The 13,420-nt window shown below is 67.0% G+C and carries 14 protein-coding genes; 8 read left to right on the top strand and 6 right to left on the bottom strand.

The window, feature by feature from the left end; genetic code table 11:
* Positions 1-21 precede the first annotated feature (21 nt).
* The 8 genes from RVF83_RS01265 to RVF83_RS01230 are packed head-to-tail and all read left to right on the top strand — an operon-like array spanning position 22 to position 6,966.
* The gene (locus RVF83_RS01265; protein ID WP_005201400.1) at positions 22-603 is read left to right on the top strand and encodes a TetR/AcrR family transcriptional regulator; all 582 of its coding nucleotides are present in this window, start codon (positions 22-24) and stop codon (positions 601-603) included.
* Positions 603-1,847, top strand: a complete 1,245-nt coding sequence (locus tag RVF83_RS01260; RefSeq protein ID WP_005201398.1) for a cytochrome P450 — start codon at positions 603-605, stop codon at positions 1,845-1,847. Before RVF83_RS01265 ends, RVF83_RS01260 begins: the two co-directional genes overlap by 1 nt.
* Complete coding sequence (locus RVF83_RS01255) at positions 1,847-2,683, top strand: SDR family oxidoreductase (RefSeq protein ID WP_005201396.1); 837 nt, start codon at positions 1,847-1,849, stop codon at positions 2,681-2,683. Before RVF83_RS01260 ends, RVF83_RS01255 begins: the two co-directional genes overlap by 1 nt.
* Entirely contained in the window at positions 2,680-4,047 is a 1,368-nt protein-coding gene (locus RVF83_RS01250; RefSeq protein WP_005201394.1) for a cytochrome P450, read from the top strand. The genes RVF83_RS01255 and RVF83_RS01250 overlap by 4 nt, the downstream gene beginning before the upstream one ends.
* Positions 4,047-4,244, top strand: coding sequence for a ferredoxin (locus RVF83_RS01245; RefSeq protein ID WP_005201392.1), 198 nt, complete (start codon positions 4,047-4,049; stop codon positions 4,242-4,244). Before RVF83_RS01250 ends, RVF83_RS01245 begins: the two co-directional genes overlap by 1 nt.
* A gap of 11 nt (positions 4,245-4,255) precedes the next feature.
* The gene (locus RVF83_RS01240; RefSeq protein WP_039881290.1) at positions 4,256-4,801 is read left to right on the top strand and encodes a nuclear transport factor 2 family protein; all 546 of its coding nucleotides are present in this window, start codon (positions 4,256-4,258) and stop codon (positions 4,799-4,801) included.
* Between the two features lie 6 nt (positions 4,802-4,807).
* On the top strand, positions 4,808-6,076 hold the full coding sequence (locus tag RVF83_RS01235) for a hypothetical protein (protein WP_005201389.1): 1,269 nt from the start codon (positions 4,808-4,810) through the stop codon (positions 6,074-6,076).
* A complete protein-coding gene (locus RVF83_RS01230) occupies positions 6,073-6,966 on the top strand; it encodes an SDR family NAD(P)-dependent oxidoreductase (protein ID WP_005201387.1) in 894 nt (297 codons plus the stop codon). The genes RVF83_RS01235 and RVF83_RS01230 overlap by 4 nt, the downstream gene beginning before the upstream one ends.
* A gap of 50 nt (positions 6,967-7,016) precedes the next feature.
* Here RVF83_RS01230 and RVF83_RS01225 read toward each other — a convergent pair whose 3' ends face one another.
* From RVF83_RS01225 to fadD1, 6 genes are all read right to left on the bottom strand, one after another.
* Positions 7,017-8,006 carry a DDE-type integrase/transposase/recombinase gene (locus RVF83_RS01225; protein ID WP_051989237.1) on the bottom strand — a complete coding sequence of 330 codons (990 nt, stop codon included), beginning with the start codon at positions 8,004-8,006 and terminating at the stop codon, positions 7,017-7,019.
* Positions 8,007-8,038: 32 nt separating this feature from the next.
* Positions 8,039-8,503 (bottom strand): hypothetical protein, encoded by a 465-nt coding sequence (locus tag RVF83_RS01220; RefSeq protein ID WP_005194716.1) that lies wholly within the window; start codon positions 8,501-8,503, stop codon positions 8,039-8,041.
* Between the two features lie 100 nt (positions 8,504-8,603).
* Positions 8,604-9,596, bottom strand: a complete 993-nt coding sequence (locus RVF83_RS01215; protein ID WP_005199957.1) for an NAD-dependent epimerase/dehydratase family protein — start codon at positions 9,594-9,596, stop codon at positions 8,604-8,606.
* The gene (locus RVF83_RS01210) at positions 9,593-10,648 is read right to left on the bottom strand and encodes a phosphotransferase family protein (protein WP_005199956.1); all 1,056 of its coding nucleotides are present in this window, start codon (positions 10,646-10,648) and stop codon (positions 9,593-9,595) included. The genes RVF83_RS01215 and RVF83_RS01210 overlap by 4 nt, the downstream gene beginning before the upstream one ends.
* 13 nt (positions 10,649-10,661) lie before the next feature.
* The gene (locus RVF83_RS01205) at positions 10,662-11,744 is read right to left on the bottom strand and encodes a TIGR03857 family LLM class F420-dependent oxidoreductase (RefSeq protein WP_005199955.1); all 1,083 of its coding nucleotides are present in this window, start codon (positions 11,742-11,744) and stop codon (positions 10,662-10,664) included.
* Between the two features lie 4 nt (positions 11,745-11,748).
* Positions 11,749-13,338, bottom strand: coding sequence for a fatty-acid--CoA ligase FadD1 (gene fadD1, locus RVF83_RS01200; protein WP_005199954.1), 1,590 nt, complete (start codon positions 13,336-13,338; stop codon positions 11,749-11,751).
* Positions 13,339-13,420: the final 82 nt, after the last annotated feature.

The raw sequence follows: 13,420 nt of genomic DNA, 5'->3' as shown, positions 1-13,420 counted from the left end.
ACCTAGTGTAGCGTGGCTCACATGTCCAGCCCCGTGTCCCAGGAATCCACACGTCGCCGCCTGACACAGCAGCAGGCTGAGACGGTCGCGCGGCTCACCGACGCGGCGGTCGACGTGCTGAATGCCGAGGGATTCGACGGCCTCACCGTGCGCTCGGTGGCCAAGCTCGCGGGCGTCGCGCCCGCCACGGCGTACACCTACTTCTCGTCGAAGAGTCACCTGGTGGCCGAGGTCTTCTGGCGCCGGTTGTCCGCGGGCGTCTCCGAGCCCGACCCGGCCGCGACGCCGGCTGAGCGGGTCGCCCAGGTGCTCCGCGAGGTCGCGCTGGTCGTGGCCGGCGAGGGGCAACTCGGTGGTGCGGTCACCGTCGCGCTGCTGGGTACCGATCCCGACGTAGAGCACCTCCGCGTACGCATCGGTGTGTTCATCCGCCGGCGCCTCGCCGCCGCACTCGAGGTGGATCCGGAGAATCCCGGGCCGCTGCTCGACGCCCTGGAGATGATCTACTCCGGCGGCCTCGTCTACGCCGGCATGGGCCACATGACCTACGAGCAGACCTCCGAAAGACTAGTTGCCGCAGCACATCTACTGATGGAGAAGTGATGACCGAGACGACATCGGTGCCGGGGATGGAGCGGGCGCTCCCCTTCGACCCGTATGCCTACGATTTTCACGAGGATCCGTATCCGACCTATGCGCGGCTCCGCCGGGAGTCGCCGGTCTACTACAACGCCGAGATGAATTTCTGGGCGCTGGCGAACCACGCCGACGTCCGCGCGGGATTCCGTGACGTGCAACGGTTCTCGAACAGTTGGGGCGTGTCGATGGACCCCTCGGCGTACGGGCCCGACGCACACAAGTCGATGTCCTTCCTCGCCATGGACGACCCGAAGCACATGCGGATCCGCAAGTTGGTGTCGAAGGGGTTCACGCCGCGCCGGGTCAACGACCTCACCGGCCGGATCACGGCGCTGACCCACCAGCACTGGAGCAAGTGCCTCGACATGGGCGAGTTCGACTACGTCCACGACTTCGCCGCGCTCCTGCCGATGGACGTGGTCTCCGAGTTGTTGGGCGTCCCCGAGGCCGACCGCACCCACCTGCGTCACCAGTCCGATCTGCTGCTGCACCGCGAGGACGGCGTCCTGGACATCCCCGAGGCCGCGATCTACGCGTACATCGAACTGCACAAGTACTATTCGGAACTCATCGCCGACCGGCGGCGGAACCCCGGCGAGGACCTGGTCTCGGCGCTGATAGAGGCGGAGATCGACGACGACGAGACCGGTGAGAAGATCAAGCTCACCGAGGACGAGATCGTCGGCTTCATGGTGCTGATGGTGGTCGCGGGCAACGAGACGACCACCAAACTCCTTGCCAACGCCCTGTATTGGGGCTGGCGCAATCCCGACGAGCTGGCCAAGGTGTTCGCCGATCCCGAGCTCGCGGTCCCGCAGTGGACCGAAGAAACTCTGCGGTACGACAACTCGACGCAGATCGTGGTGCGTCGCGTGGTCGAGGACGCTCCGTACGGCGATCACGTCATCCCGGCCGGCGACCGCGTGCTCCTCCTCGTCGGCTCGGCGAACCGCGACGAGGAGGTCTTCGGTCCGGACGCCGACAAGTACGACATCGGGCGCGACAACGGGCAGGCACTGATGAGCTTCGGCCTCGGTGCGCACTTCTGCCTCGGCGCCCATCTCGCCCGCCTGGAGGCCAACATCGGGCTCGGCGAGGTGATCCGGTCGATCCGCGCGGTCGACATCGACATGGACAGGGCGGTCCGGGTGCATTCGGTCAACGTGCGCGGCTTCGCCGAACTCCCCGTGAAAGTGACGGTGCGCTGATGGCTTTTCGTCCTCATCCCGAACGCCGACCGGTCCTCGTCGCCGGAGCGTCGTCGGGCATCGGAGCGGCAACCGCCGAACACCTTGCCGCCGCCGGTCATCCGGTGGCCCTCGCGGCACGACGCGTCGAGAAGCTCCAGGAGCTGGCCGACAAGATCATCGCGGCGGGTGGCGAAGCGGTCGCGGTGCCGCTCGACGTGACCGACGAACAGTCGGTCATCGACTGTGTCGCGAAGGCGGAGGCGGCGCTCGGTGAACTCGAGATCGTGGTCGCCGGCGCCGGCGACCTCGCGGTCGGACTCTCCTACGAGACGAGCCCGGAGCATTTCGCCGACCAGGTCAACATCCACCTCACCGGCGCCTACCGCATCTACCGCGCGGTCATCGGTGGCATGATCGACCGTGCGCGAGGCGATTTCGTCTTCATCGGCTCCGACGTCGTGCTCCATCCGCGGCCCTGGTCGTCGGCCTACGTGGCCGCGAAGTCGGGCATCGACGGTCTGGTCGCGACCATCCAGCTCGAACTCGAGGGCACCGGCGTGCGTGCGGGCGTCGTCCGGCCGGGACAGACCCTGACCGGCATGGGCATGAACCTCGACCCGAAGACCACCGAGGACATGCTCAACGACTGGATCAAGCACGGTCTGGCGCGGCACGGCAACTTCCTCGAACCACACCACATCGCGCTCGCCGTCGCGGCCATGGTCACCATGCCGCGCGGCGCCCACATGCGCGCGGTCGAGGTGGAGGCCGAAGGGGCCGTCCCCCGCGACCGGAGTTCCGGCAAGACACCAGCAGAACCAGAGTCGACGAAGGACAAGGGGACCGATCGATGACCGCGATCACCGAATCAGGCCTGAAGAAGCCGCCGCGGGTATCGGGCGGCGAGGGCGAACATGGACATCTCGACGAACTCGCCTCCGACCCGATCTCGCTGTTCTGGCGCGTCCGGGAGGAATGCGGCGACGTCGGCCTGTTCCAGCTGGCCGACCGTGAGGTGGTCCTGGTGTCCGGGGCCGCGGCCAACGAGGAGTTCTTCCGGGCTCCTGAAGAAGACCTCGACCAGGCGGCCGCGTACCCGTTCATGACCCCGGTGTTCGGTGAGGGCGTCGTGTTCGACGCGAGTCCCGAGGAGCGCTCCAAGGCGATCCACAACTCCGCCCTCAAGGGCGCCCACATGAAGCAACATGCGGTGACGATCCCCAACGAGGCCGAACGCATCATCGCCGAGTGGGGTGACGAGGGGGAGATCGATCTCCTCGACTTCTTCTCCGAACTCACTCTGTACACCTCGTCGGCGTGCCTGATCGGCCGCAAGTTCCGCGAGCGGCTCAACGGGCACATCGCCCATCTGTTCCACGACCTGGAGAAGGGCACCGACCCGATCGCCTACGTCGACTATCACGCCGACATCGAGAGCTTTCGCAAGCGCGACGAGGCGCGTGCCGAGCTCGTCGAGTTCATCCAAGGTGTGATGGACGAGCGGATTGCGAATCCGACCGAGGACAAGGAAGATCGCGACCTGATGGACGTGCTCGTCCAGGTCGGCTTCGACGCGAACACGATCACCGGCATGTTCATCTCGATGATGTTCGCCGGCCATCACACGACGTCGGGCACCGCGGCGTGGACGCTGATCGAATTGCTGCGCAACCCGGACTACATGCAGCGCGTCTACGACGAACTCGACGAGATCTACGGCGACACCCCGGACGGTGAACGTCCCGAGTACACGTTCGCGCACACCCGGCAGATGCCGCAGCTCGAGAACGCCCTCAAGGAGGCGCTGCGCCTGCACCCGCCGCTGATCATCCTGATGCGCGTGGTGCAGAAGAACTTCCACGTCGAGGACTACGAGATCGCCGCCGGCCAGTCGATCGCGGTGTCGCCGGCGATCTCGAATCGTCTGCCCGAGGACTTCCCGGATGCCGACACCTTCGACCCGGACCGATACGACAAGCCGCGCCAGGAAGATCTGGTCAACCGCTGGACCTGGATCCCGTTCGGTGCAGGTCGTCACCGCTGTGTCGGTGCGCAATTCGCCATCATGCAGCTCAAGGCGATCTTCTCGGTTCTGTTCCAGAACTACGAGTTCGAGATGCTGCAGCCCGCGGAGACCTACCAGAACGACCACTCGAAGATGGTCGTTCAGCTGCAGCAGCCCTGCCGCGTTGCCTACCGTAAGCGCCAGGATCGCTGATGCGTATCGAGGTCGACCTGGATCTGTGCCAGGGGCACGGCATGTGCGAGCTGGAGGCCCCCGGCGTCTTCGCCGCGAAGACGGACCACGTGGAGATCCTCGACACCAATCCCGACGAATCCCGGCGTGCCGAGGTCGAGGCCGCCGTGCAGTACTGCCCGACGCAAGCATTGCGTCTCATCGAAGATGACGAGTGAAGGTGGAACACATGTCTTTTGACCGTGCGGAACTGGAAGAGATGAAGGAGCGGTGGCTGGCCGCGAACATCGAGGCGGAGAAGGCGGGGGACTGGAAGCCGCTCGCCGAGTTCTACACCGAGGACGCCACCTACGGTTGGAACTACGGCCCCAAGAAGGACTTCATGGCCGTGGGTCGCGACGAGATCCGCGAACTGGCACTCGGCCAGGAGATGGAGGGCCTCGAGGGGTGGGAGTACCCGTATCAGGCATGGGTCATCGACGAGAAGACCGGCGACATGATCGGCCTCTGGAAGCAGATCTACGAGGGCACCCGTGAGGACGGCAGCCACTATGCGCTGGAGGGCATCCAGGGCAGCTGGTTCAAGTACGGCGGCAACTTCCAGTTCTCCTGGCAGCGCGACTTCTTCGACTACGGCAACGTCTCCGCACTGTTCATCGAGATGATGCAGAACAACGCCATGAGTGAGGGCATGCTCAAGCGCGTGGAGAAGGCGGCGCCGGGAAACCTGCCGGGGTGGTACGACTTCGGCAAGGCGCCGGTCGCGTTCTGGTGACCTGACATGACTTCCACAGCCCCGACCTATCAAGGTCTGAGTCAGGCGCAGCTCGCCGTCCTGGTCCCCGAACTGCTGCTGTCCGGTCAGATGATCGACCGCAGCGGGATGGCGCATCTCATCAGTGCTTTCGGACGAGATGTGATGGGCCGGATCGCCATCGAGGAATGGATGGCCGCGAGCCCGGTCTACACGAGCCGCGTCCGGACCGTGTTCGGCGTCGACGGCGACGGCGTCGAGGACATGTTCAAATGTCTCCAGCTCGACATCGGTGCGCCGCCGCAGTTCATGGACTTCCGGTACCGCGTCGACGACAAGTACCACGGCTCGTTCGTCCTCGACCACTGCGGCGCACTCCTCGACGTCGAGCCGCTCGGCGACGACTATGTCACGACGATGTGCCACGACATCGAGGACCCGACCTTCGACGCGACCGCCATCGCGACCAACCGTCGAGCGCGTATCCGACCGGTGCACCGGCCACCTCGGCGCCCCGTCGACCGGACCCCGCACTGCGAGTGGACGGTCACCATCGAACCGGACCGCGAGGAACTGCCCCTTCCGCCGGACGCGGAGGAGATGTTCGGGACACGCGCCGGCCAGATCGAACTGTCCGTGATCGACGCGTCGTCGACCGACGGCTGGGTCGACTACCGGGGCCCGCTCGTCGAAGATCTGCAGTTCGCGGAGTGGTCGACGTCGGCGCTGGTGCGGATCGCCGAAGAGGTTGCGCTGCAACATCAGCTCCTGTCCCTCGGCTTCCTGATCAGCCTGCGGCGCTATGCGGAGAGCGATGATCAGGTGGTCGAGATCTTCCGTAAGCAGCTGATCGGGATCGCCGGTCTCGCCGCCGATCGGATTCGCGCGGCCCTCGGCCTGTCGACCGACGCCGAAGGCCTGGCGCAGGTGCTGGCCCTGCATCCGTGCTTCGGGCCGGCGCAGTACACCGGTGTGACCGCGACTGCCGACGGCGACACCGTCGTCGTGCGGGTGCCACGGAAGTCCGATGCCATGACCGACGGCGGGTGGGTGTCGATCCTCACGCCGGATCATCTGGAACCGCTGCAGGCCGCGGCCACCGCGGTGAGCCCGTACCTGAGCGTCGAGGGTGCCGTCGTGAACGACGATGCGCTTGAGATCCGGATCGTCACGTCGGACACCGCGCGGAAGGAGAGCGGCGAGGTCGCCATCGCCCGGTTCAGCGGCGGCGCGAGTTTCGAGTTCGTCGATCGAGGTCGCTCGATCCCGATCACGCCGGTCGGCAGCTCGGCGTGAATCCGGACGCCGGCTGGTCTCCCGGGGCTGCCGGACTGGGCGGCCGGGTCGCCGTGATCGCGGGCTCCACCCGCGGGATCGGCCTCGCGGTCGCGTATGCGCTGGCGGGTCAGGGGGTTTCGGTCGTCGTCAACGGACGGGACGGCGCTGCGCTCGAGGAGACCGTCGCGGAGATCCGCGGCGGCGGGGGACAGGCGGTCGGCGTCCGGGGCTCGGCCGGTGACGACGGCGTCGCCCAGCAGATGGTCGACGCCGCGCTCGCCGAGTTCGGTGCACTCGACATCGCCGTCAACTGCGCGGGTGTCGCCGAACCCCCGGGGTCGACAGTGCTGACCATCACCCCCGACGAGTTCCGGGCGCAGGTGGACGCCCACCTCATGTCTGCGTTCCACCTGCTCCAGACCGCGGGACGGGTCTTCGTCGAGCAGGGTTCGGGGGCGATCGTGCTCACCGGATTGGCGGCGTCACTCGGGATGTTCGGTGGCAGCGGGTATCCCGCGGCGAAGGGCGGCGTCAACGCGCTGGCCCTCGCCGCCGCCGCGGACCTCGCCGAACACCACGTCCGGGTCAATGTCGTCATGCCCGGCGCCAAGTCGAGGTTGTCGACCGGTGACGACTATGTCGCCCACATCGAGGGTCTGCATCGCCGGGGGATTCTCGACGACCTCACTCGCGACGCGGCATTGGACCCCGCCCCGCCGGAGTACGTGGCACCCTTGTACGTCTTCCTCGCCAGTGATGCTGCCGACCACATCACCGGCCACATCTTCAGCGCTGCGGGTGGTTTCATCGGTCGATTCGAGACGCAGCAAGCGAGCTTCATCGCCTACCGCGACCACCGGGATACCTCGCCGTACAGCCTCGGGGAGCTGGCGGAGTTGCTGGGCTGATCCCCAAACCCACCCCTTTTCCGTAAACTCACCGCCCGGCTCGGAATTTCTCAACCTGTCTGAGACAGGGGTTGTTTGGTTGTTCTTCTGTGGTTGATCCCGACGATGGCCGGGATGTCCGGGGCCCGGGGAGGGCGCCGGAAGCGTTGCGGGTGGGCCAGGTATCGGCGGTCGAGCAGTGTTTGGCGGTGCTGCCGCTGGTGAGCGGCGGTGCCGTCAAACACCGATGCCGGGGTGTGCCAGGCCAACCCGCTGTGGCGATGCTTCTCGGCGTAGTCGGCGAGGTATCGCGCTGTCCAGGTACGAGCGTGCTCGATGTCGTCGAACCGGTCGGGGCAGGACAGGTCGTACTTGATGGTTTTGAACAACGATTCGGAGAACGGATTGTCATCACTGACCCGGGGCCGGGAGAACGAGGCTTCGGTGTCGGCGGGTAGCTCGTCGAGCAGATCGCGCGACCGCATGATCGCTCCGTTGTCGGCGTGGAGCACCTGCGGGGCGCCGTGGCGGACGAACGCGGCAGCGAACATGTCCACCGCCATCCTGGTGTCCTCGACGTGCTCGACGCGCCAGGCCACTGGGTAGCGGGAGAACACATCGATCACCAGATACAGCTTGTAGCGCTGCCGTGATGGTCCTTTGAGTTCGGTGACATCCCACGACCACAACTGCCCAGCAGCGGTGGCCACCACCTTCGGCACCTTGCGTGAACACTGGCCACCACTGTGTCGTCCGCGACGGCGATCACCGGTCATCCGTTCGGCTTTGGCAATCCGATAGAACGTGCTCTGCGAACACGGCACCCGACCGGCATCGAAAGCCCGCCAATAGGTTTGGCACACCGATAGATCGGCGTACTGCTCGTCTTCGAGCACCGCGCATACCTGGGCACGCTCATCGGCGGTCAAGGCCCCCGGCTGCCAACGCTCACGTTGCCCGATCGGATCAGCCACCGGTGTGTAGTGCTGATAGCGGCGGGAGAGGCGATAGAACGTTGCTCGCGGTAGTCCCGCCCACGCACATGCCGCTGCGATCGTCATGCCTGCAACTGCCAGCGCGATGACCGTCTCGACTAGGACAGTCCTTTGCGCTGCAACCACTGCTGATACTGTTCGGCGCTCATCAACGCCGGCGGGATCTGTTCCTCCTCGTCGGTCGAGCTCGCGGTGATCCCGTCCATGAGCTCGATAGCTTTTCCCATGATCTCTTGAATGGCTTCGGCCTGTTCAACCTTTTTACGTAGCCGTTGATTCTCCGCGCGTAACCGCGCTAACTCGGCTCGTTCCTGAGCATCCACCCGTGATCCTTTCGACTTCTGGGCCGCCGACACCATCGACGCCTCAAAGTCTCCCCGACCACGAGCCTGCAGCCAGCCCCGCACCGTCGCCCGGCACAGACCATGCTCCCGGAGCAGCCGCGCACGGCCACCGCGTTCGACCGTCGCCGCGTCCCACAACTGCAGGAACTCGACCTTGAAACCCAACGGATAGGACCGCTGCCCTCGCGGAGTTCGGCCTACCTCGACACTGATCGTCATCACTCATTCCGTCCCCCGCACACCCCGCCAGGTGTCTCACGAACAGCCTGACAGGATGCGCGGCTAGGGGGCGCGTTTACGGAAGAAGGGTGGGTGTGTGTCAGGCCCGGCGGGCGGCCCGGCGCTCCACCCAGAACCGTGCACCCTCGGCGATCGCTTCCGTCACCGGGCGCGGCGTCCAGCCCAGGTCGCGCTCGGCCTTGCCGTGGTCCATCTCGGACATGAAGTGCATCAGCCGCACCGACGGCACGGTCAGCTGGACGGGCCTCCGGCTGATGGCGGCCCGCGCCGAGCCCGCCGCGCCGGCGGCGTACAGGGCCGTGCGATTGAGCACGAGACGGGGAGGTTCCCGGCGCGCGGCGCGGGCGGCGATCTCCACGATCTCGCCGGTGTCGATGGATCGCTCGGCGACGATGTACCGCTCGCCCACCTCACCCCGCTCGGCCGCCAGGACGAGTGCGCGAGCCGCGTCGTCGATGCCCACCGACTCGGCCCGGCAACCGCGGATGGTGAACGGCAGCTTGCCCAGTGCCGCACCGGCGACGAAAGAGCCATGGGGAGTGGGCTGCCGATCGCCCGGGCCGTAGGTGTTGGCGACGCACATCGCGACCCCCGGCACCGCCCCGTCCCGGGAACAGCTCAACAGCAGGTTCTCCCCGGCCACCCGGCTCTTCACGTAATCCGGTGCGTGCTTCGACCAGTTGAACTCGTCGTCCTCGGTGGCACGACGATCCTTCACCCGTCCGATGGTGGCGACGGTGCTGGTGAACACGAACTTGTGCAGCGGCTGACCGGCGGCGACGTCGAGCACCGCACGCAGGGCATCGACGTTGGTGCGGTACAGCGGTGCCGGATCCCGCAGCCACGCACGGGTGTCGACGACACAGTGGAAGACGACGTCGCAACCGTCCATCGCCGCACGCACCGAATCGGCGTCGAAGAGGTCGCCGGTGACGTGCTCGAAGTCCAGGCCGGACAGCGTGCGGAGATCACTGGTCACCCGCGTGAGGACGCGGACGTCGTCCCCGCTCCCGACGAGCTGACGGACCAGTCGGGAACCGAGGAACCCGTTGCCGCCGATGACGAGCTTCATCGTCCCGGCAGGCCGCCCGGCGCGAGGTCCTCGATCGCGGCCGCGCTGCGGGACAGCATGGCATCGAACATGGCGGTGCCGCGTTCGGTGGGTTGTGCGGCGGCCGAACCGAAGACGATGATCAGCGGCGCCTGGATCAGGTTGGCGACGTAGTCGTCCCAACACTCGTCGAGCGTGTAGTCGGCGACGCCCTCGGTGATGACCGCACGGTGATACGACGCGACGATGCCACGCTCGTGTTTACGACGATCCTCGGTGGTCAAGCTGGTGCTGAGTAGAAACGCGATGTCGCGCAGCGGGTTACCGGTGGTGATGGTCTGCCAGTCGATGACCGTCACCTCGCCGGACGGGCCGAACAGCACGTTGTCCACACGGAGGTCGCCATGGATGAGTGCGGTGTTCCGCAGCGGCGCGACGAGCCAGTCGCCGGCCTCGCGGACCAGCCAGTCGATGGCCGCCGAACTCCGTGCGTCGGGGGAGAAGCGGTCGCGGTAGACATCGGCCATCGGCGCGAGGATCGACTCCATCATCTCGCGTTCGGCAGCACCGGGCAGCGGCATCTCCTCCAGCAGCGCGGCGTCGTTCCAGCGGGGTGCGTGCAGGCCGGCCGCGGCCACGGCGACCGATTCGGCCTGTGCCGCCGTGCATCCGGTGATCTGGTCGCCCTGCACGGCCTCGCCCATGTCCTCGAGCAGGAGCACGAACTCGGTGCCGGGGTCGGAGATCGTGGCGGCGTAACACCGCGGCTTCGGGACGGTGAAGCCGGCGGCCAGATCGCGGTAGAAGCGGACCTCGTTGCGGAACACCCCGGACCCGAACTCGCGTTGCTCGGGAGCGCCGGTGGCCAACTTGGCGACCATGGTGGCGGGCAGGTCCGTCGGACCGCAGTGATCGAGTGTCAGTCGGTACGAGCCGGCCATCTGCCCGGTCCCGACGGCCTCGGAGGTGACCGCGCTGATCGACGCGTCGTGGCCGTTCTCGCCGAGGAAATCCGTCAGCCACGTCGACGTGAGTTGCTCGACGCTCGTGGGTATCTCGAGGGTCCCTGTCATGCGGGTCTCACCGTCACGAGGGCATCCTTCCGGGGTTGACCGGTAGTCCGACCCCGCGGTCGGGGCGAAGGTCGCGGTACGCCGCGACCACCGGTGCCAGTTCGGTCGGCGTCGCGCCGTGCAGGATCACCGAGTCGACGCCGAGATCGAACTGCTCGGCGACGGTCTTCGCGCAGTCCGACGCCGAACCGGTCGCGGAGTCGGCGACCCACGCCTCAGGGATGGTGTCGGCCAGTTCGGCGAGTTCGTCGTCGGTGGCGGTGGCATCGATCGGTCCGCGGGCACCGGTGAACGCGGTTGTCGCCCGCACTCGTTCGAGGTCGGCGGGGTCCCATTGATTGGCACCCATGAGCTGGTCGGGGTAACCCTGCAGGTAGGTCGCAAGGCGCCCGTGCAAACGGCGCACCCGGTCGGCGGGGTCCAGGTCGTCGGACACCGTCGCCACGACCGACCAGATCCGGACGGCCGCCGGATCGCGGCCGGCGCGTTCGGCCGCCCCGCGCACCTGGGCGACGGCGCGCCGGGTGGCGTCCGCGCTGAAGTACGTGTGCAGCACGACGCCGTCGGCGATCTCGCCTGCCAATGCGAGCGTCCTCGGGCTCATCGTCACGAGCATGACCGGCGGCGGGGAGTCCAGGGTCACCCCCAGGCTGAGCAACGGGTATGAGCCGATGGGCCCGTCGTGGCCGACGACCATCTCGCCGGCCCACAGTCTCCGCAGCAGCCCGGTGATGTCGCGCAGGGCCGCGCCGGTGACGAGCGGGACGCCGAGGATCTGCCACTGCGGGGTGATCCCGCGACCGAGTCCGAGAGCGAAACGGCCGCCGGACACCTCGGCCAGGGTGGCGCCCATCGTCGCGGTGATGATGGGGTGCCGGGTGTTGTGGTTGGTTGCCGCGGTGGCTATCCCGAGGTTCTCCGTCGCTCCGGCCAGGGCCCCGCACAGGGTGGCCGCGTCCTTGACGTTGAACCGCTCCGAGACGAAGGCCGTCCCGAGGCCGATCTCGTCGGCCAGCCGGGCCTCGCCGGCGAGCTCACGCGGGGTGACCGGGTGACGGGAGAGTGCGTAGTAGCCGAGCTCGGTGAGCTGTTCCATGGACTCAGGCGCTCGCGCTGACAGCCTCGCGGTATTCCTGCGACCGCGCCTCGCGCACCCAGAGGGTGCCACCGCCGGCGGTCACACCTTCCTGTTTCAGGGTGCGCTTGAGGATCTTGTTGGTGGCGGTCGTGGGCAGGTCGTCGGCGATCCGCACATACCTCGGCCAGGCCTTCGGTGACAGATCAGCCTGTGAGGCAAGCCGTTCCGCGAACGACTCCGGGCTCAGCTCGACGCCGTCCTGGAGCACGACGGCAGCCATGACGGCGTCACCGACGTGTTCGTCGGGCACCGCGTACACCGCGACGCGGTTGATCTCGGGCACCCGCAAGAGGATTCGCTCGATCGGTCCGGCGGCGAGGTTCTCGCCGTCGACACGCATCCAGTCGCCGGTTCGGCCGGCGAGGTAGATCCATCCGTCGGCGTCCTTGTAGGCGAGGTCGCCGGACCAGTACATGCCGTGGCGCAGACGCTCGTTGGTGGCGTCGGCATCGTTGTAGTACCCCATGAACATGCCGCCGCCCTCGACGTTCACCAGCTCGCCGATCGCCTCGTCGGGATTGAGAAGAGCTCCGGTGTCGTCGAATTCGGCTGTGGGACACTCGGTGACCGTCGAGGAGTCATAGATCGCGACATTGGGGAAACCGCGGCCGATCGATCCATGCGGAGTGCCCGGTTCGCGGGTGATGATGATCGCGAGTTCGGTGGAGCCGAAACCGTCCCAGACCGTACAGCCGAAGCGGCGCGAGAACTCGTCGATGTCACGGTCGGTGGCCTCGTTGCCGAAGGCGACGCGCAGCGGATTGTCGGCGTCGTCGGGCTTCTCCTCGGTGGCGAGGATGTAGGCGAGGGGTTTGCCGACGTAGTTCATATACGTCGCGTTGTAGCGGCGGATGTCGTCGAGGAAGGTCGACGCGGAGAACTTGGCGGGCGCGATCGCGGCCCCGCCGCACAGTGCGACGCAGTAGCCGCCCATCAGTGCGGCACTGTGGAAGAGCGGCATCGACAGGTAGCAGACGTCGCCGGGGCCGATGTCGTACTTGTCGGCGAGGACCGGGCCGGCGAACGGGATCATCATGTGCGCGAACTGAACCGGCTTGGGGTTGCCGCTGGTGCCCGAGGTGAAGATCAGCATGAACGTGTCCATCGCACCCGGCACGGACTGCGGGGTGAGTTCGCCCGCCCCGGCGACGAGGTCGGTCCACTGCGGGGTCGAGGTGTCCAGGACGGTCACGCCTGGGAGGCCCAGGCCCTCGAGAAGGGGTCGGTGCTCGGCGTCGGTGATCAGGATCTGGCAGTCGGCGCGCAGGATGTCGGCGGCCAGGCCGTCGCCGCGTCGGGTGTTGTTGATGCCGGCGGTGACGTAGCCGCCGAGAGCTCCGGCCGCGAGCGCGATGAGCATGTCCGGGGTGTTCCCCAGGAGGGTGCCGACGTGCATCGGGCGAGAGGCGTCGGCTACGGACAGTACTGCGGCAGCGGTCTTCTCCGCGTCGCGGACGTACTCCCGCCACGTCCAGCGGCGTCCCTCGTAGGTGATCGCCAGGTTGTCGTCGTCGGCTCGTGCCTGGAGGAGCTGGGTCACTGTCTCGGCCATGCGGCCAAATCTAGAACGTGTTCATCAGGCCCGTGTACAGATCTGAGAAATTGTCTACTGCCACCCTCGGAGACGCCTGACG

Origin of the sequence: Gordonia rubripertincta (assembly GCF_038024875.1) — a bacterium.
GTDB classification, from domain to species: Bacteria; Actinomycetota; Actinomycetes; order Mycobacteriales; family Mycobacteriaceae; genus Gordonia; species Gordonia rubripertincta.
The sequence above is the reverse complement of the archived record's forward strand: the minus strand, read 5'-3'. Positions and strand labels throughout refer to the sequence as shown.